The organism is Citrobacter sp. Cpo040 (assembly GCF_030332915.1).
GTDB classification, from domain to species: domain Bacteria; phylum Pseudomonadota; class Gammaproteobacteria; order Enterobacterales; family Enterobacteriaceae; genus Citrobacter; species Citrobacter portucalensis.
Genome location: NZ_JAOWGX010000036.1, coordinates 631625 through 649801, shown reverse-complemented (window position 1 = coordinate 649801; position 18177 = coordinate 631625). Strand labels below are relative to the sequence as shown.

Here is an 18177-nt window from a genome sequence, read left to right as displayed (position 1 = left end):
GCAGCCACCACAGCTGCGCCGTATAGACAGGTTGGCAGATTTTAGTTTTTTCAGCCGCGTCTTGCACGTTGGATATCGCGGATCCGTTGTTTTTCTGTTCGCGCCATCAGATACCACGCGATAAATCCGATAATTCCTACCACACCAAGGATCAGCGTCGCCAGGGCGTTGATCTCCGGATTCACCCCCATACGTACGCTGGAGAACACCAACATCGGTAACGTTGTGGCGCCAGGACCAGAGACAAAGCTGGCAATAACCAGATCATCGAGTGACAGCGTGAAGGCTAATAACCAACCGGAAATCACGGCCGGCATAATCATCGGCAGGGTGATGACGAAAAAGACCTTCAGCGGCGTGGCGCCGAGATCCATCGCCGCTTCCTCAATGGAGTGATCCAGTTCGCGCAAACGTGAAGAAATCACCACCGCCACATATGCCGTACAGAAAGTGACGTGCGCCAGCCATATGGTCAACATACCGCGATCCGCTGGCCAGCCGATGGCGTGAGCCAACGCTACAAACAGCAGCAGCAGCGACAAACCGGTAATGACATCTGGCATAACCAGCGGCGCGGTGATCATAAAAGCGAAACCATTCGAACCACGAAAACGACCAAAGCGCACCATTACCACGGCGGCGATGGTGCCAAGGATTGCCGCCATCGTCGCAGCACCCGCAGCAATCGTTAAACTCATGCCGACGGCGCTTATCATCGCGCTATCGTGAAAAAGCTCGCCATACCAACGTGTTGACCACCCCGCCCAGACCGTCACCAGCTTCGAGCTGTTAAACGAATAGATAACCAACATCAGCATCGGCGCGTACAGGAAGGTAAAGCCCACTACCAGGATAAAAATACGCCACGGCGAGCGAACGACCGGTAAGTTATTCATCCGTGTTCCCCCACGCTTTTTTGCTGATATTTGTGGAACCACATGATCGGCACAATCAGTAGCAGCAGCATAATAATCGCGACAGCAGAAGCCACCGGCCAGTCTCGGTTATTGAAAAATTCCTGCCACAGCACGCGACCAATCATGATGCTATCCGGGCCGCCCAACAGTTCCGGGATCACAAACTCGCCAACAGCCGGAATAAATACCAGCATTGACCCGGCGATAATCCCGCCCTTGGTCAACGGCACAATCACGCTAAAGAAGGTCTTCAGCGGCCGGGCACCTAAATCCAGCGCCGCTTCCACCAGCGAGTAATCGATACGGGTCAGCGCGGTATAAATCGGCAGCACCATAAAGGGCAAATAGGCGTAAACAATACCGATGTAGACCGCCAGATTGGTGTGCAAAATCGTCAACGGTTGGTCGATGACGCCCAACCACATCAGGAAGTTGTTCAGCACGCCGTTGTTTTTTAGGATCCCCATCCAGGCATATACGCGAATTAAAAACGAGGTCCAGGACGGCAGGATCACCAGCAACAGCAGAATATTACGCGTTGAGGGTTTACTGTGCGCGACGGCCCATGCCAGCGGGTATCCCAGCAGCAGGCAACAGATTGTCGAAATTCCCGCCACCTGTAACGATTGCAGGTAGGCATCGAAATAGAGCGGATCGTCCGTTAACTGCAGGAAGTTGGCTAAGTTGAGCGTGATGGATAGCTGATCGTCAGCCCATGAAACGAGGTCCGTATAGGGAGGAATAGCGCGCGCCATTTCAGCCAAACTGATTTTGAAGACGATCAGAAAAGGCAGCAGAAACAGGAGCAGCAGCCACACATACGGCAGCGCGATCACCAGCTTGCGCCCGTGCTTCATTTGCAGCCGCGACATAAACAGCGTGAATCGCCCTGCTTTATCCACGCGTGCCGGAGGTTCAAGTGTACTCATCTTCGCTCCTTAAACCGTCAACACCACACAGCTGTCCGCATCCCAACATAAACGGACTTCGTCACCCCAGGTTGGTAATCCCTTGCGATAACGATGCTCATTTTGTAGCTGGGCGCTCAACATCTGGCCGCTTTTCAAACGTACGTGGTACACCGACAAATCGCCCAAATAGGCAATGTGTACCACTTCGCCTACCGCGAAGTTATAACCCTCTGGCGGAGGGGCTTCGCAGAGCATGATTTTCTCCGGGCGCAGCGCAACGTATACCGGGACGTTATCGACAATAGACGCATCGGCGTCCACTTTCAGCGGATGCACCAGTCCAGGAGACTCAATCACCAGGCCATCTTCCTGGCGTTCTTTTAGCAGTCCCTCAAAAACGTTTACCGAACCGATAAACTCTGCGCTGTAGCGCGTAGTCGGGTGTTCGTAGATCTCTTCCGGCTCGCCGATCTGGACAAATTTGCCACGGTTCATGATCGCAATACGTCCCGCCATCGTCATGGCTTCTTCCTGATCGTGTGTCACCATCACGCAGGTCACCCCGACGCGTTCGAGGATATCCACCACTTCCAGTTGCATGCGGTCTCGGAGTTTTTTATCCAGCGCTCCCATCGGCTCATCCAGCAGCAGCAGTTTTGGACGTTTTGCCAGGCTGCGCGCCAGTGCCACACGCTGACGCTGACCGCCGGAAAGCTGGTGCGGTTTGCGTTTGGAGAACTCCTGCATATGCACGAGTCCCAGCATCTCATTCACCCGACTGGCGATTTCAGCCTTCGGCAGCTTGTCCTGCTTGAGGCCAAAGGCAATGTTCTGCTCCACCGTCATGTGCGGAAACAGGGCATAGGACTGAAACATCATATTAATCGGACGCAGATAAGGCGGGACATGCGCTAAATCGACGCCATCCAGCATGATTTGCCCGGTAGTCGGCAGTTCAAATCCCGCCAGCATCCGTAGCAGAGTCGATTTGCCACAGCCGGACGCGCCGAGCAGAGCAAATATTTCACCTTTGTAGATAGTAAGATTGACGTCATCAACGGCGTGCTGACCGTCAAATGACTTGGTCAGATTGCGAATTTCAAGCAGCGGGGTCAGCGCCTTGCGGATTTTCGCTTGTGGGCGTGGGGTTGCATCATTCACTCAGGTGCTCTCCGGCATAAAACAAAGAAACGGTGCAAATAACGCACCATAACGGTGCGTATTGCCGGGTTATATGTGTCCGGGTTCAACGCTGCCCGGCAGGCAAAAATCCTGCCGGGTCATGTCCCAAACATCGGTTTATTTCCCGCTTTTTACCTTCGTCCATGCGCGGGTACGTACACGATCGATCTTCGGATCCTGTACTTTCAGTGTGAACAGCTTGGCGCGAACATCTGCAGGCGGGTAGATACCCGGGTTGTCACGAACTTCAGGGCTGACCAGAGCCGTCGCTTCTTTGTTGGCATTGGCATAAAACACGTGGTCGGAGATATGCGCAATCACATCAGGGCGCAGCAGGTAATTGAGGAACTGATAGGCTTCATCTTTGTTTTTCGCATCGGCTGGCATCGCGAACACGTCAAAGAACGCCATTGCACCTTCTTTAGGAATGGAGAATGAGATATTGACGCCATTTTTCGCTTCTTTCGCACGGTTTGCTGCCTGCCATACGTCCCCGGCCCAGCCGATCGCGACGCAGGTATCACCGTTTGCCAGGTCGTTGATGTACTGCGAGGAGTGGAAATAGCGAATATTCGGACGCAGTTTTAGCAGCAGATCCGTTGCCGGCCCGGTGTAATCATCCGCTTTGGTACTGTTTGGGTCTTTACCCAAATAATTCAGCACCGTGGCGAACACCTCTTCGGGAGCATCAAGGAAAGAGACGCCGCAGCTTTTGAGTTTTTCCAGATTCTCTGGCTTAAGGATCAAATCCCAGCTATCAACCGGCGCATCCGGCCCCAGCACCGCTTTGACTTTATCCACGTTATAGCCAATGCCGGTCGTGGCCCACATGTACGGCATCGCAAACTTGTTGTCCGGATCGTGTTTACCCACCAGCTTTAGCAGTTCAGGATCGAGGTTTTTCCAGCCCGGCAATTTGCTCTTATCCAGCGGCTGAAAGACGCCTGCAGTCAGTTGACGCTCAAGGAAACTGGCGGATGGAACAACAAGGTCAAAGCCGGTACTGCCAGCCATGAGCTTACCTTCCAGCACTTCATTGGAATCAAATACGTCATAGATAACCTTAATTCCGGTCTCTTTTTCAAAATTAGCCACCGTATCCGGGGCAATATAATCAGACCAGTTATAAATATGCAGCGTTTTTTGTTCAGCAGCGAGCGTACCGGCAGAGATAGCCATCAGAGCGCCCGCAACCAGGCCTGATAACCATTTTTTATTTAAGGCGGTCATAATCTCTTTCCTTCTGAAAGTTCGTTAACAAACGAACAAAAATGTCACACTCTAATGATATGCAAGAAACGTGCATATTCTTTCATGCGGCACCGATGAAAAGAGAGACCTCTCCTCATGCCGCTGTTGCTCGCTGGCATCCGCCGATGCATTCAACACACATTGTGGCCACAGGTCAGGTCACAAGGGGTTGTTTAAATGATGACGTTGGTAAGCTTCGCAAGAATAACTTTAGCCAGGAATTGTGGATATAGCCCAGATTAAAAAACGTCTTTTATCAATTTTTTATGCAAGAATTGTCTATGACATAAAGCGGAAGGCGCTGAATCGAGGTGAATAATTCTTTAATGAAAGGTTAAATGCAGAATAAAAACAGGCAATACGCAACCGCTCTGGCAGCGGCTGCGCAATATATGTCCAGATTCAGGAAGAATTAATGGAGGAAATGAATTTCAGCGGTGCTGTTTTGCGCATCTTCTTCAGCATTAAATAACAGCTGATGCGCTCCGGCTTCGAGGATCACCATCGATATTTGCTCTTCGCTCTGGCGAACAAAACATTCAAACTGCTCAAACGTTACGCCCGGCGTAACGGATAAAGACTGGCAAACCACCAGCTTTGGCAGATTATCATCCTGCATATCCAGAAACGCTTTCACAGTCAGTGAACTGGCATTGATCGCAGACAGATCGGCTGCCAGTGGCAGCAATGCAGAAGGTCTGACTTCCGCCATCGCAGAAAACAGAATGACGTTATCGACCAAATCAACTTTTGCATCAAAGATGCCGTCAAAATTCTGCATGTGTGGCAAGTGCAGCGCCTGACAGGTATCGCATTCAAAAAAACTCATGCCCAGGTCGTCGAGCCATTGACGCAACGTATCCAGAGTGGGAACGACCAGTGATGTCATAATAATGTGCGACCTCTATTGATGAAAAAAATACCGGCACAGCTTACGCAAAAAGAGCGTGTCATACCACGATCGCAATCGATATTGTGTTTAGCCGCCGATTTTAAGACAAAATTCAGGCGTAGCATGGCGCTCGATCCACTGGATCATCTTGCCGGCAATGTCTATCCCGGTGGTTTTCTCGACCCCTTCCAGACCCGGAGATGCGTTAACCTCCATGACCAGCGGCCCACGTTCTGCACGCAGAATATCAACACCTGCAACATCCAGCCCCATGGTCTGAGCGGCTTTGAGCGCAATTTTTCTTTCGCGCGGCGTGATATTCGCAATAGTCGCCACCCCACCGCGATGGAGATTAGATCGAAAATCGCCCTCTTTAGCACGTCGTTCAATGGCGGCCACTACTTCATCGCCCACCACGAAACAGCGGATATCCCGCCCCTTCGCTTCTTTGATATATTCCTGAACCAGGATATGGGCATTCACCCCACGAAAGGCATCTACCACGCTTTCTGCAGCCTGCCGCGTTTCCGCCAGCACCACGCCGATCCCCTGGGTGCCTTCAACCAGTTTCACCACCAACGGCGCACCGCCAACCATGTCAATCATGTCGCTGGTATCGTCCGGAGAGTGAGCAATTCCGGTGATGGGTAAATCAATTCCCTGACGCGCCAGCAGTTGTAGCGAACGCAGCTTATCGCGCGCTCGCGTAATCGCTACCGATTCATTCAACGGATAGCTACCCAGCATCTCAAACTGGCGCAGCGCCGCCGTCCCATAAAAGGTAATCGCGGAACCAATCCGCGGGATCACCGCGTCGAAATGGGGAAGCTGACGGCCCTTGTAATGAATAGAGGATGCCGCCGGGCTGATGTTCATATAGCAAGAAAGGGGATCGATAACTTCAACCAGGTGACCGCGCTGCATCGCCGCTTCACGCAGGCGTTTACAAGAATAGAGCGTTCCGTCCCGGGACAAAATGGCAATTTTCACCCTGCACCTCTCTGAATGACCTGGTAAAAGCTGGCGTATCATACACTGGGTTAAAATCTTTAGCGCGTGGCCCATCCCTGTTTATGCAAATATTCCAGGATAAAGGGGCGACTTTCTTTAATGATGGTACGGCGAATATGATCGCTCCAGGTGTCGCGACGGGTATTGCTTCCTCGGGTCAGATAGTACTGCGCGAGCTGCTCATCATATTGCGCCAAAACATCGCTGTTGAGTGGCTGGTATTGGTTTTCATGCACCACAAGCGACGCGGGCAGCCGCGGCTTGATATCCGGGTTATCCGCAGGCCAGCCGAGGCACAATCCAAAGAGCGGCAGAACATGTTGCGGAAGCTTCAGCAGTTCGGTGACCGGCTCAATATTGTTACGCAAACCGCCAATAAACACGCCGCCAAGTCCCAGCGACTCTGCCGCCGTCAATGCATTTTGCGCCATCATTGCAGTATCAACCACGCCCAGCAGCAGCTGTTCCGCCAGCCCAAGTTGCGCGTCAGGGCAAATCTGCATATGACGGTTAAAATCAGCGCAAAACACCCAGAACTCAGCGGCCTGAGCCACATGCTTTTGGCCGCCAGATAAGGTAGCCAGTGATTCACGCAGGGATTTATCCGTTATGCGAACGATCGTCGTGCACTGTAGAAAACTGGAGCTTGACGTTCCCTGAGCGGCGGCAATAATCGCCTCACGCTGTGCATCCGAAATGGCATCATCAGTAAAATGGCGAATGGAACGGTGGCTGCGAAGTAAATCAATGGTTGGAGTCATCTCTTTTGTCTCTGTCTGAATCAGTTGAATCACCGGGTGCGCGAGACATCAGTTGCGGTGCCAGCAATTGAGCAACACGCCACATCAACGCCACCGCAGCAGGGAGCATCAGCAGTATGCCCAGAAATATCATCACCACGCAGGCTAACGGGCTGTTAAGCGGTGCGGGCAAGGTGAGGTAATCGTTAAGCGATAGCAGCGCCAGCGATAACAAAACCATCCCAATTATTTCCAGCATCAATACGCTTTTGGGTAATACACCAATTGTGCGCATACGCGGCCTCCCGGCGAAATGGCTTCCATTATAAAACGTTCCGGCTTGCCGTGTTTAACAGATATAGCTTGAGGATATCAAAGCAACAGGCTGAACCTGCTTTCCATCCGTCACAAATCGCGGCATCATAACAAGTATTGCCATCCGGCCTGATAAGTTCGAGGAGAAAGAGATGTTTGCCGTTATTTTTGGTCGCCCAGGGTGCCCGTATTGCGTGCGCGCAAAAGAATTAGCAGAAAAATTAAGCAGTGAGCATGAAGATTTTAACTTCCGCTACATTGATATCCATGCTGAAGGAATTACCAAAGCAGATCTGGAAAAGACGGTAGGTAAGCCAGTTGAAACCGTTCCGCAGATTTTTGTCGATCAAAAACACATCGGCGGCTGCACGGATTTTGAAGCTTGGGCAAAAGAGAACATGAATCTGTTCGCCTGATAGCGGTTTCTACGCCCTCACCTTGAGGGCGTCATCAGTTCTTTTTCCGCCGTTGATGCTGATTGAATAAGCTACTGATAAATAAAAAACATAATGCGCCAAGCGCGCACCAAAACACCGCACTAAACAACCACGCCAGCTCTTGCCACAATGAACGCGTCGGCATAAAAACGAACCGCATCAGTAACAGGCAGCACGGCGCCGCCAACATTGCACCAAGCAGGGGTTTGAGCACTTCCCGACGATGGGAAAAAAAGCTTGCTGCTGCACCAGGTAAGATAAAAAACAACAATCCGACCTCAGGATGCCCTGCCGCTCTGAATGCCCCTTTCACGTTCAGCGTTAATGAAAGACACACCACAATAAAGAGCACAAAGCAGCAGACCGCACTCGCCCAACTTTGCTTATGTTTCAATCGTTCCTCCTGACACATTCTCTATCGAACACTCTTTTCGCCCGCAGGCGTCCAGTCAGATAAAGTAACTCGGCATTCCATGCCAAAAACACACCCACACGATTCTTATAGCCGTTGATACGTAATGAGATTAAACTAACCGCATATATTGTTATGCTGCATTATTCGGGGCTGTGTACGATGCTATCGCCCCTTAATTTCTGGCAAAAACATTAGCGTAAATTGCCATTTCTTTCAATAGCTTACTAGTAAACAAGAAGTTAGTCTCCGTGAATATAAACGTCGCAGATTTGTTAAATGGGAATTACATCCTGTTATTATTTGTGGTCCTGGCTCTGGGCCTGTGTCTGGGCAAATTACGTCTGGGTTCAGTCCAACTCGGTAATTCCATTGGCGTTTTAGTGGTCTCCCTATTATTAGGTCAGCAGCACTTTAGTATTAACACCGATGCATTAAATCTCGGCTTTATGCTGTTTATTTTTTGCGTCGGCGTCGAAGCCGGTCCCAACTTTTTTTCGATTTTTTTTCGCGATGGGAAAAATTATCTAATGCTTGCCCTGGTGATGGTCGGTAGCGCAATGCTGATCGCGCTGGGGCTGGGTAAGCTATTTGGCTGGGATATCGGCCTGACGGCGGGTATGCTGGCTGGCTCGATGACCTCAACGCCGGTGCTGGTCGGCGCGGGTGATACCTTGCGCCATTCAGGAATGACAGGGACACAACTTTCAAGCGCTCTCGATAACCTGAGCCTGGGTTACGCCCTCACCTATTTGATTGGACTGGTCAGTCTGATTGTCGGTGCGCGCTACCTGCCGAAACTTCAGCATCAGGACCTGCAAACCAGCGCCCAACAAATTGCACGTGAGCGTGGTCTGGACACTGACGCCAACCGTAAGGTTTATCTGCCGGTGATCCGCGCGTACCGCGTGGGCCCGGAGCTGGTGGCATGGGCTGATGGTAAGAATCTGCGCGAACTGGGTATTTATCGCCAGACCGGTTGTTACATTGAACGCATCCGTCGCAACGGCATTCTGGCCAACCCGGATGGTGATGCGGTGTTGCAAATGGGCGATGAGATAGCCCTGGTGGGTTATCCGGACGCCCATGCTCGCCTCGATCCCAGCTTCCGTAACGGTAAAGAGGTGTTCGATCGCGATCTGCTCGATATGCGCATCGTCACTGAAGAAATTGTGGTGAAAAACCACAATGCCGTTGGTCGTCGCCTGGCCCAGTTGAAACTGACCGACCACGGTTGTTTCCTGAACCGCGTGATCCGCAGCCAGATTGAAATGCCTATTGATGACAACGTCGTACTCAATAAAGGCGACGTGTTGCAGGTCAGCGGTGATGCTCGTCGCGTGAAAACCATTGCCGATCGTATCGGCTTCATTTCCATTCACAGTCAGGTGACCGATCTGCTGGCCTTCTGCGCCTTCTTTATCATCGGTCTGATGATCGGGATGATCACCTTCCAGTTCAGTAATTTCAGCTTCGGCATCGGGAATGCGGCTGGACTGCTGTTCGCTGGGATCATGCTGGGCTTCCTGCGAGCCAACCACCCCACATTTGGCTATATCCCACAGGGTGCGCTGAATATGGTGAAAGAGTTTGGCCTGATGGTATTCATGGCAGGCGTCGGTTTAAGCGCAGGCAGTGGCATTGGTAATGGCTTGGGTGCCGTCGGTGGTCAAATGTTGATTGCCGGTCTGGTAGTCAGCCTGGTTCCGGTTGTCATCTGTTTCTTGTTTGGTGCTTACGTATTGCGCATGAACCGTGCCCTGCTGTTTGGTGCCATGATGGGCGCACGTACCTGTGCTCCAGCAATGGAAATCATCAGCGACACCGCACGCAGCAACATCCCTGCGTTAGGCTATGCCGGGACTTACGCGATTGCTAACGTTCTTCTGACATTAGCGGGGACACTCATCGTCATTGTCTGGCCTGGCCTTGGTTAGCGCTGAAATTTTCCCTTAATTGAAAAATTTTTGCAGGTAAGCAGAACTTTTCTTCAAGGCGTCAGTCATAACTATTGCCACTGCTTTTCTTTGATGTCCCCAATTTGTGGAGCCCATCAACCCCGCCATTTTGGTTCAAGGTTGATGGGTTTTTTGTTGCCTGAAATTCATCCCCTTTCCAATCAACCACTTAGATAACTTCTTCTTCATGTGTGGCGACAAAGTGGCGGCAGCGCTTTTGTTATGGCGACAGCAATCAATAAAAAACCCGCCAGCGGCGGGTCAATATCAGTAGGCTAATTGTTCCTGCATTCCTTGCGGATGTGGCGGTGCGGCGCTGATTTTTTGCGGCCGGCATACTGATCGCACAAAAGTCTCATGCGTCACGAAAGTATGCCCGCACTCGATGTTAGTGCACTGGTTGTAGCGTTCTTTGGTTTCATTGGAAACCTGGAAGCTGCTTCGGGTATGTGCAGCCTGCCCGCACATAGGACAATTCATCATAATAATCAGCCCTCATTATTAACCAGTTCGCAATAATGATACATCATTGTTCGCAATTTGGAACTAATCATTCCATTGCGAACTCATCTATTTTTACTTCAAGCTCCATGCTGGTCGTAAATCCATTATCCGGGCTGACAGAATGCGTCAGGGTGGTAATGGTCCATTCTGCATCATCGATCGGCTGCTTAAACCCCGTCACCTTCACCGGCATTTCCGTATAGAGATCAGCCCGCCCCTCAGCGAGCTGCAGGGAAAATGAAGCAACCCCACGCTGCAGACGTTCCCACTGCATTTTTGCTGCGCGCTCTGCATTGCTCCGGTTGGCGTAGGTACGATTAAGAACCAGCACGTTTTCATCCGTTCCCACCAGATAATCGCCCTGTTTTGCTTCCGGCTCTTTGGGTGTGGTGGTTTTCTTTCGACGACGCTTAACACTGGTTGTCTCTTTTTTCCTGGGTTCACGCGTATGCAACCAGCTGGCAATAACACCGGTATAGGCACCACGATCAGCAAGGGTGAACCGATGACCGTCACCGGCTTTGCGCGTGATGGTGATAACCGGCAGCGGCTTGCCGCTCGCCGTTCTTCCCTGTCCCTGCCGGATAAACAGCAGATTCCCGTCCTTAACGGAAGCAATCGCCCCATACTGTCTCGCCAGTTTCATCAGAAAACTTGCATCGCTTTCATTGGTCTGGTCCAGATGATCCAGCGCCTTATCCGTCAGGTCTTTACCCAGCGCCATTTTGAGGTTATGCCGGGCGGCTATTTCCTTTACCACCTCCCCCACCGTTGTCTGATGCCATGATTTTTCGCGCCGTGTATTGAGGGTTTCACGGAAATCTGCGCTACGCGCCCGGATGGTCAGCCGGTCAGGGGCACCGCTGTGTTCAATTTCATCCACAGTAAAAGCCCCTTTAGGGAAAAGCGGCTGGCCTTTCCAGCCCAGCGCCAGCTGAATCACTGCCCCACGTCGCGGCAGGGCGATCAGCCCGTCGGCGTCGTCCAGCTCCAGATCAAGCTGGTCCGCTTCAAAGCCCCGGTTATCGGTCAGCGTCAGACTCATCAGGCGGGTATCCAGCACGGTCGTCACGTCCTTACCTTCAATGACGATACTGAAAGCCGGGCTTTTGCTGTTCAGATTCAGAAGATCAGAATTAACGTTCACTGCAGCAATCCTCCTACGGTGTTCTTAATCCCCCCAATCGCAGAGGCAGCAGAGTCCTGCAGGTTGCTGAGCTGGTCACTCAGGCTCCCGAACATGTCAGACAGCGATTCATCAACCCGTTTAAGGGTGATCGTAAACTCAATGCGCCTGGGCATACCGCTGGCAAAAAACTCCGTCTTTGTCTGGCTCAGACTCTCAATAACAAACATGCCGTAAATGGTTCCGCTGCCTTCAATCAAAGGCCAGGCTTTACCCTGCTCTGCCATCAACTCCAGCGCCAGTAATGACAGCCTGCCTCCGGTCACTTCCGGCAGCAGAACCCCGGACAGTGTCAGTGAATCAATATCCGGGCCAAGAAACTGCGTTGACGGGCGGCGATTCACCCGGCTGTTGGCGGCATGTCGCCAGCTGCGCTGATACTGCAGTTCCTGATAAGGGACAGTACGCAGCATAAATACATATAAGCCCAGCACCATCATCATGATTCATATCCCCCCTGATCGCTGAAATTGCTGCGCGCTTTTGCCCTGGCCCTGCGTTCCCGCTCGTCAAGCTGGCGTGCCACTTCACGGGCAATATCCTGCGCACTCTGTCCCGGCTGAGCGACGATATGAATGGGCGCATTTATCTCATAACGAATAACTGACGGCGGGCTGTCAGCCTTCACTGGCTGCGTCTGGTATGCCCTCGCAGGCAGACTGAACGGATGAAGCGGAGCCGCTTCTGCAGGTGTCGCAGCTCCCCCCATCACGCCAGCAACGACAGAGGCAAGCGCAGCAGTACGCCGCCTGCTGGTGACATTTGCCGGTCCGTTCACAATTTCAGGGCCATTTTCTCCAACAATGCCAAACTGCCCGCGTGGAATGATCCCGCCCGTGTCGTACATCCCTGCGTAAGCCGGGAACCCGCCTGGCGGCAGCACCACTTTGCCGTCACTGTTCACCGTGGCGGATTGCGGCTGCGTGACCTGCGCAGGCAGTTTCGCCTTTGCCGCCTCCTTACTGACAATACCGAGCTTTTCCAGTAGCCATGACACACCGGATTTAAGAGACTCCAGCGGGTGCATCACCCTATTCAGACCTTCCGCCAGCGCCTCACCAAACCGGCGCCCCATTGCAGCTGCGCTGTTCAGTTCTTCGGAAGTGGATTTAACCGGGGTCAGCAAATCACTGAACCAGCCCCACAATGCCTGCACCCTGTCACCAATCCACTGAAACACGGGTCTGAGCGGCTCAAAGGCGGCGCTGATGGGTGCAGCAGCGGCTTTGAACCCTTCCACCACGCCCCCCAGAAATGCACTGATGGGCTGCCAGTATTTCCACACAACCAGCGCCACACCAGCCAGCGCAGCCACAACCAGCCCTATCGGGCTGAGCAGCGCACCCAGCAAGCCGGAAATACCAAATAGCGCGCCGCGAAGTAATGCCAGCGGACCAGAAACAAGAAAACGCAATACGCCACCGGTAGCTGTCAGCCCACCCCGCAACGCCGCCAGCGGGTTCATCACCATACCGATAATATTACGGATGCCTGACGTACCGGCACGGAACACGGCTAGCGGCGCACCTGCCACCGTTTTCAGTGCATTACCCGCTATTCCGGCTGAGCGACGCAGGGAATTAAGCGGGGCACTCAGCAACCCGACACTGCCACCGGATGACGCCATACCCCGACGCAACAGGGAAAGTGGCGCACCTGCCAGCCATGACAGGGCACCGCCAGTACGTGTTACCGCTGCAGCAACGGAAGGTAATGTTTTGACACCCAGCACAGACAGGCCAAACCGAATCACCGCAATCGGCCCCAGCACAGCAGCCACTGCCACGGCAAGTGTACCCAGCCCGACAGTGACAGCCGCCGTAGCCGCCGCCACTTTCATCAGCGTGCCAGCCAGCACGGGATTCTGCTCCACCCAGCGACGCAGCGCCCCGGTCACGCCCTTAACCATGCCCATAATATCCATCAGCGGCTGGCGCAACGTTTCCCCCAGACTGCTGAAAGCGTTTTGCGCGCCAGTCTTAACCAGCAACCACTGCGCAGACAATGAATCCTTGTTAATGTCGGATTCTTTCTGCATCGAGCCATTAGCACCACTGCCTGATGTGAGTTTCAGCTGACGCTGCAGCTCCGGCAGGTTGTTAGCCAGCTTTGCCGCATCATCGCCAAACTCTTTACCAAAAATCATTGTCATGGCTGACAGGCGTTTATCCTGCGGCAGATTGTTGACCTTCTCCAGAACCCGCTGAATGGTGCCCATGGCATCGGTAGTCATCTGCTTTTCAATCTCCGCAGGATTGAGTTTCAGCAGGTTCATACCTTCAAAGAAGCGCTTACTTTGCATGGTGGCAATGGACAGTTCACGCACCATGGCATTAGAGGCGCTGGCGGCAATTTCCGGGGCAGCCCCAAGAGAAAGGAATGTTGAACCCAGCGCAGCAGCCTTTCGGAAGTCAAGGCGGTCAGCCACGCCCCCCATACGCTGCAGGACGTTGATAATGTCCCCACCCTTTGACATGGCGTTATCGTCCAGGTAGTTCAGCGCATCGCCCAGTTGTTCAATATTGCGCGTCGGCACTTTATAGAGCTGCGCGATTTTCCCCAATCCTTCCGCCAGCTCATCGGCGGGCAGCTCAAAGGCCGTTGCAGCTTTTGCCGCCGTGGATGCAAAGGCCAGCAGGTCACGTTTCTGGTCTTCGTAAGGATCGTCCTGGTTGGTCACGCCCATGCGCGCGCCCCCTTCAACCAGCGCGGCATAGTCTATAGCGCCATTCTCCATCGGCAGCTGCTCACTGGCAGCCTTAATGGCATCCTGCATGTCATAAAACTGTTTTGTACGGTTGCCGTTATCGTCCCGCAGCCCGTTTACCTGCTTTGCCACGCCTTTCATGGCATCTTCCATGCTGGCGTAGCTTTTCACTGCAGCCATAACCGGCGCACCCATTGCCAGCCCGGCAGCGGTGGTGGTGGCTCCGGCTCCGGCTATACGATCCCGAACCTCAAGACGGCGCGAATACTGATCACGAACCGCATTCATTCTCGCCTGCTGTTCACCCAGGCGTTTCAGGGATTTTTGCTGTCGTTCCAGTGCCAGTCGGGTTTCATCGGCGTTCTGCCGTAGCTCACGCTGTGCGCTGCTCAGTTTCTTTGTATCAAGCCCTGCCTCATTCAGCGCAAGGCGCTGACGCTGCACTGACTGACGCAGCCCGTTATATTTTCCCTGTAAATCGGTGACGCGATTTTTAGCCTGCTCAAGCAGCCTGGCCTGAGCTGCCGTCGGGCGGTTGGTCGCAGTAAACTGCGTGGCGAGTTTTGCCGCTTCTTCGCGGGCGGCTTTAAGGCTGTTACCTGTGACTGCCAGCTGCGCGCTGGCCTTACGGAAGCCATCAATTCTGCCCGCCTGAGAATCTAACTCTTTCAGCCGGGCGCGGCTTTGCTGAATGGCGGCAGCCAGCTCTTTTGAGCTGGCCTGCGCGGATCGAAATGGGCGGGTGAGCTTGTCAACCGCATTCAGAATCACCTGCAGACGCAGGTTATTGTCACTCATCGCTGGCCCCGCTTCTCTGAATCGCTTTATGCCGCCACTCCAGCACCTCTGTCAGCGGCATAACGTCAGTGATGGACGGCGACCAGTGAAAGATGGTGGCGATATCCGCCACCAGGTCATCAATCGTCAGGCTGTCGGTAAACCGGCAAGCACCGACTTCTTCAACAAAAAAGTCACCACCTCGACCGACAGCGCGGTGAGATCGGCGGGGTCCAGTTCAGCCATTTCCTGTGCGGTCAGCGTTGGGGTGGAAATACGCGGGATCACTGTCATCATGGCCCCCACGTCCATATCCATAATGGCCTGCAGGCGGGTGCCGCGCAGCGCACCGGACTGCGGCTTACGCAGCACAATTTCGGTGATTTGGGTTTTACCGCGCATGACTGGCGTATCCAGTTGTACGGTTTTTTCAGTCAGCTTGTCGCTCATGTTCGTTTCCTGTTAATCAGATACTGGCGCGGATCACCGCGCCGTTAAGTTAAATCAGAGGCCAAGGGCGTTACGGTGTGCTTCCATCAGGTCCACGCCGTCAACGATTTCAATCATGTTGACCAGATCAACCTCATAGAGCACTTCGCCGTTAATGGTCAGCTTCGCGTAGCTGTTGGTGCTGCTGACTTTGGTGGTGCTGCTCTCGCCGGTTTTCCACTCGCCGGAATCCACTTCTTTATGACGCCCGCGCACAACCAGCTCAATGGCCTGAACTTCGCCGGTATCGTCACGCTGAATAGAGCCGGTGAAACGCAACTGGATGCCATCAACGGTTGCCTTGCCCATCTGCTTGAATAACAACAGTTCGGTGCCGCCGATTGAAAATTCCGTGTCCAGTGCGCCGTCATCCAGCCCCATATCCACATCTACCGCGCCCGGCATACCGCCGCCGCGATACTTCTCAAACTTGCGGGTGAATTTCGGCAGAGTCAGGGACTCAACGATCCCCTGCCAGTTGTTCCCGTCGTTGAACAGATTCAGGTGTTTTAACTTGCGTGGTAATGCCATGTATCCCCCTTATGCACTGACACGGCTGGCAAAATCGACCAGGTAGCGATCGGTGATGCGCTGGCGCAGCATCAGATTTTCAAGCGGCGGCACAGGCGTGTAGTCGTAGTCGATGGTGAGCTTCCCGGCTTTCAGAGAGTCTTTATCGTTCACTGACTCATCCAGCCAGCAGTCAGCCCCGATGAGGTATCCCTGATTTACCAGGCTGCGTAATTTGGCGCGAATACCTTCGATAATGTCGCGGGCCAGTGACGGATTCAGTGGCTTATCCACCGCCCACATATGCCCCTCTGCAATCGTGTCAGCCAGCACCTGCGCCGTGCGGGTGTAGTTCTCAAACGCAAACAATGGATCGTCACTGAGGCAGCGGGAACCCCAGAAGCGGAAGCCGTCTTTGCAGATCAACGTGGTGACGTCATTCTGGTTCAGCAGTCCCGCGTCCGTTGCCGGGTCCTGCAGATCCCAGAACACATCAGCGGAAAGACCGGTGACGCCATTCACACCCACGTTGGACAGGGTTTTGTGCCATCCGGTCTGTTCGTCGATTTTGGCGCGCAGACCGAGCGCACGTGCGGAGGCGTAAGCCGTCGCATCGGCTTTAAGAACGGTGTCAAAGTTGATGAAATCAGGCCAGATCAGCATCCCTTCTCGCTGGCTGAAATTGTCCCGGTAAGCAATGGCTTCCTCCACCGTCTTGCAGCCATAGGCAGACAGGTAGGCAAATCCACGCAGGCTCTGCGCAATACTCATCAGCTCAGTGGCTACCGCCTGCGTGTCGTGCCCCGGCACACCGAGAATGCGCGGCTTAACTTTCAGCTGCGACTGCGCAGAAAGCAGCGCTTTCATCCCCGTTTTTTTACCGTCGGAGGTGACGCCACCGATAATATTGGAGGTGGTTTCCGCTTCGGTTTCGCCCTGCGCCACGCGCACAACAACCGTTACGGGCTTTGACTGGTCGGCAATCGCATCCAGCGAACGGGCCAGCGTGCCGGACTCGCCTGCTTTACCGCTGGCCTCCAGCACATCCGTCAGCAGAACCGGCTTATTGAGAGGGAATACGGACGCATCAGCATCATCGCCGGTGCAGACCATGCCCACGATAGCGGTGCTCACCGTGGTGATAGATCGGGTGCCCTCGTTGACTTCAACAACGCGCACCCCGTGGTGGTAATCCTGAGCCATAAGGCAATTCTCCGGTTTACAGGGGTGCTGTTATGCTGCATGTTGGAAGTTGAGGAAGCATTTGATTCGAATTGTCCTGTCATCCACACAATGCATGTAGAGGTTTCGTTTAATTCATGAAAGCAGAAGACAACTTTGTTGATAGCTGGCTGAAAGAATCTGTGAAAAGAGAAATGTTGTTTCGCGTAGGAGCATGGTCGACATTCACAGTTTTGGTTTTCTATATCAGTTTTAATAATCCATCTTTTGCTCTCAAAAATTACGCTATTCCTTTAATTCACAATGAACTAGATAAATTAAATTTTGTTTGGGAATTTTTACTTTACGTAGTCTTATTAGCCTTTTTCCTCAAAGAAATTAAACACTCGAAACCAGATAGATGGGATGGAGACACATTTTTTTCAAAAATGGGTATGATAGTAAGGAAGATCACCTGTGAGCTACTGCTATGGGTCGGTGGTCTATCAGTATCTCTTTTATTGGTACTTTCAGTATCCTTACCTGCGCTACTTATAAGTGAGTCAGATGCAACCTTGAAAGATTTCTTCCTTACTCTATATTCAATATTTTGCATCGGACTACTAACATACATCACTTTGAACATTTATTACTTCCTGAGAAGAGACAAACCCCTTATTTTCAATCGCGTCACCTCACACGCAGGAATTAAGTTCATTTACACCTCGGCATTTATTGCTCTCTTTATATTCCTATAAGCACCCCAACTTTCAACCAGTTATTATTTTTTAAATCCATAAAAACGCCCTTATTGATA

The 18177-nt window shown here is 52.7% G+C and carries 20 protein-coding genes; 3 read left to right on the top strand and 17 right to left on the bottom strand.

From position 1 onward, the window contains the following. Positions 1-50 precede the first annotated feature (50 nt). The 8 genes from potI to OGX86_RS17985 all read right to left on the bottom strand — a co-directional run bounded on the left by potI (position 51) and on the right by OGX86_RS17985 (position 7199). The gene (gene potI / locus OGX86_RS18020; RefSeq protein ID WP_008784246.1) at positions 51-896 is read right to left on the bottom strand and encodes a putrescine ABC transporter permease PotI; all 846 of its coding nucleotides are present in this window, start codon (positions 894-896) and stop codon (positions 51-53) included. After that, entirely contained in the window at positions 893-1846 is a 954-nt protein-coding gene (potH, locus tag OGX86_RS18015; protein ID WP_003831667.1) for a putrescine ABC transporter permease PotH, read from the bottom strand. Before potH ends, potI begins: the two co-directional genes overlap by 4 nt. Positions 1847-1855: 9 nt before the next feature. After that, on the bottom strand, positions 1856-2989 hold the full coding sequence (gene potG, locus OGX86_RS18010) for a putrescine ABC transporter ATP-binding subunit PotG (protein ID WP_286640345.1): 1134 nt from the start codon (positions 2987-2989) through the stop codon (positions 1856-1858). A 138-nt stretch (positions 2990-3127) separates the two neighbouring features. Beyond that, entirely contained in the window at positions 3128-4240 is a 1113-nt protein-coding gene (gene potF / locus OGX86_RS18005) for a spermidine/putrescine ABC transporter substrate-binding protein PotF (protein WP_136391668.1), read from the bottom strand. 433 nt (positions 4241-4673) lie between these two features. Next, on the bottom strand, positions 4674-5150 hold the full coding sequence (locus OGX86_RS18000) for a type III secretion system chaperone family protein (RefSeq protein WP_003831662.1): 477 nt from the start codon (positions 5148-5150) through the stop codon (positions 4674-4676). Between the two features lie 90 nt (positions 5151-5240). Beyond that, the gene (rimK, locus tag OGX86_RS17995; protein WP_048225909.1) at positions 5241-6143 is read right to left on the bottom strand and encodes a 30S ribosomal protein S6--L-glutamate ligase; all 903 of its coding nucleotides are present in this window, start codon (positions 6141-6143) and stop codon (positions 5241-5243) included. A 59-nt stretch (positions 6144-6202) separates the two neighbouring features. Beyond that, complete coding sequence (nfsA, locus tag OGX86_RS17990) at positions 6203-6925, bottom strand: nitroreductase NfsA (protein WP_286640344.1); 723 nt, start codon at positions 6923-6925, stop codon at positions 6203-6205. Continuing rightward, positions 6909-7199: a DUF1418 family protein gene (locus OGX86_RS17985; protein WP_048214588.1), complete on the bottom strand. Its 291-nt coding sequence runs from the start codon at positions 7197-7199 to the stop codon at positions 6909-6911. Before OGX86_RS17985 ends, nfsA begins: the two co-directional genes overlap by 17 nt. Positions 7200-7371: 172 nt before the next feature. Between OGX86_RS17985 and OGX86_RS17980 the strand changes: the two genes are divergently transcribed. Continuing rightward, positions 7372-7635, top strand: a complete 264-nt coding sequence (locus OGX86_RS17980) for a GrxA family glutaredoxin (protein WP_008784241.1) — start codon at positions 7372-7374, stop codon at positions 7633-7635. Between the two features lie 34 nt (positions 7636-7669). Here OGX86_RS17980 and OGX86_RS17975 read toward each other — a convergent pair whose 3' ends face one another. After that, entirely contained in the window at positions 7670-8050 is a 381-nt protein-coding gene (locus OGX86_RS17975) for an inner membrane protein YbjM (RefSeq protein WP_003035356.1), read from the bottom strand. A gap of 269 nt (positions 8051-8319) precedes the next feature. Here OGX86_RS17975 and OGX86_RS17970 point away from each other — a divergent pair, with 269 nt between their 5' ends. Next, a complete protein-coding gene (locus tag OGX86_RS17970) occupies positions 8320-10005 on the top strand; it encodes an aspartate:alanine antiporter (RefSeq protein ID WP_003831652.1) in 1686 nt (561 codons plus the stop codon). A 288-nt stretch (positions 10006-10293) separates the two neighbouring features. Here the strand turns inward: OGX86_RS17970 and OGX86_RS17965 are convergent, their stop codons facing one another. From OGX86_RS17965 to OGX86_RS17930, 8 genes are all read right to left on the bottom strand, one after another. Continuing rightward, on the bottom strand, positions 10294-10509 hold the full coding sequence (locus OGX86_RS17965) for an ogr/Delta-like zinc finger family protein (RefSeq protein ID WP_072053662.1): 216 nt from the start codon (positions 10507-10509) through the stop codon (positions 10294-10296). A gap of 67 nt (positions 10510-10576) precedes the next feature. Beyond that, the gene (locus OGX86_RS17960) at positions 10577-11677 is read right to left on the bottom strand and encodes a phage late control D family protein (RefSeq protein WP_046669939.1); all 1101 of its coding nucleotides are present in this window, start codon (positions 11675-11677) and stop codon (positions 10577-10579) included. Beyond that, positions 11674-12159 carry a phage tail protein gene (locus tag OGX86_RS17955; RefSeq protein ID WP_046669938.1) on the bottom strand — a complete coding sequence of 162 codons (486 nt, stop codon included), beginning with the start codon at positions 12157-12159 and terminating at the stop codon, positions 11674-11676. Before OGX86_RS17955 ends, OGX86_RS17960 begins: the two co-directional genes overlap by 4 nt. Next, positions 12156-15221 carry a phage tail tape measure protein gene (locus OGX86_RS17950; RefSeq protein WP_046669937.1) on the bottom strand — a complete coding sequence of 1022 codons (3066 nt, stop codon included), beginning with the start codon at positions 15219-15221 and terminating at the stop codon, positions 12156-12158. The genes OGX86_RS17955 and OGX86_RS17950 overlap by 4 nt, the downstream gene beginning before the upstream one ends. Continuing rightward, positions 15214-15333, bottom strand: coding sequence for a GpE family phage tail protein (locus tag OGX86_RS17945; protein WP_001397628.1), 120 nt, complete (start codon positions 15331-15333; stop codon positions 15214-15216). The genes OGX86_RS17950 and OGX86_RS17945 overlap by 8 nt, the downstream gene beginning before the upstream one ends. A 14-nt stretch (positions 15334-15347) precedes the next feature. Continuing rightward, positions 15348-15650: a phage tail assembly protein gene (locus tag OGX86_RS17940; RefSeq protein WP_019077474.1), complete on the bottom strand. Its 303-nt coding sequence runs from the start codon at positions 15648-15650 to the stop codon at positions 15348-15350. A gap of 54 nt (positions 15651-15704) precedes the next feature. Next, positions 15705-16220, bottom strand: a complete 516-nt coding sequence (locus OGX86_RS17935) for a phage major tail tube protein (protein ID WP_016150797.1) — start codon at positions 16218-16220, stop codon at positions 15705-15707. A 9-nt stretch (positions 16221-16229) separates the two neighbouring features. Further along, a complete protein-coding gene (locus OGX86_RS17930) occupies positions 16230-17402 on the bottom strand; it encodes a phage tail sheath protein (protein ID WP_053264364.1) in 1173 nt (390 codons plus the stop codon). A 116-nt stretch (positions 17403-17518) separates the two neighbouring features. Between OGX86_RS17930 and OGX86_RS17925 the strand changes: the two genes are divergently transcribed. Then, positions 17519-18118 (top strand): hypothetical protein, encoded by a 600-nt coding sequence (locus OGX86_RS17925; protein WP_286640343.1) that lies wholly within the window; start codon positions 17519-17521, stop codon positions 18116-18118. Positions 18119-18177: the final 59 nt, after the last annotated feature.

Coding starts and splice junctions, on each gene's coding strand:
- potI (WP_008784246.1), bottom strand. CDS start 896: ATGAATAACTTACCGGTCGTTCGCTCGCCGTGGCGTATTTTTATCCTG.
- potH (WP_003831667.1), bottom strand. CDS start 1,846: ATGAGTACACTTGAACCTCCGGCACGCGTGGATAAAGCAGGGCGATTC.
- potF (WP_136391668.1), bottom strand. CDS start 4,240: ATGACCGCCTTAAATAAAAAATGGTTATCAGGCCTGGTTGCGGGCGCT.
- OGX86_RS18000 (WP_003831662.1), bottom strand. CDS start 5,150: ATGACATCACTGGTCGTTCCCACTCTGGATACGTTGCGTCAATGGCTC.
- nfsA (WP_286640344.1), bottom strand. CDS start 6,925: ATGACTCCAACCATTGATTTACTTCGCAGCCACCGTTCCATTCGCCAT.
- OGX86_RS17985 (WP_048214588.1), bottom strand. CDS start 7,199: ATGCGCACAATTGGTGTATTACCCAAAAGCGTATTGATGCTGGAAATA.
- OGX86_RS17980 (WP_008784241.1), top strand. CDS start 7,372: ATGTTTGCCGTTATTTTTGGTCGCCCAGGGTGCCCGTATTGCGTGCGC.
- OGX86_RS17965 (WP_072053662.1), bottom strand. CDS start 10,509: ATGATGAATTGTCCTATGTGCGGGCAGGCTGCACATACCCGAAGCAGC.
- OGX86_RS17955 (WP_046669938.1), bottom strand. CDS start 12,159: ATGATGATGGTGCTGGGCTTATATGTATTTATGCTGCGTACTGTCCCT.
- OGX86_RS17950 (WP_046669937.1), bottom strand. CDS start 15,221: ATGAGTGACAATAACCTGCGTCTGCAGGTGATTCTGAATGCGGTTGAC.
- OGX86_RS17940 (WP_019077474.1), bottom strand. CDS start 15,650: ATGAGCGACAAGCTGACTGAAAAAACCGTACAACTGGATACGCCAGTC.
- OGX86_RS17935 (WP_016150797.1), bottom strand. CDS start 16,220: ATGGCATTACCACGCAAGTTAAAACACCTGAATCTGTTCAACGACGGG.
- OGX86_RS17930 (WP_053264364.1), bottom strand. CDS start 17,402: ATGGCTCAGGATTACCACCACGGGGTGCGCGTTGTTGAAGTCAACGAG.
- OGX86_RS17925 (WP_286640343.1), top strand. CDS start 17,519: ATGAAAGCAGAAGACAACTTTGTTGATAGCTGGCTGAAAGAATCTGTG.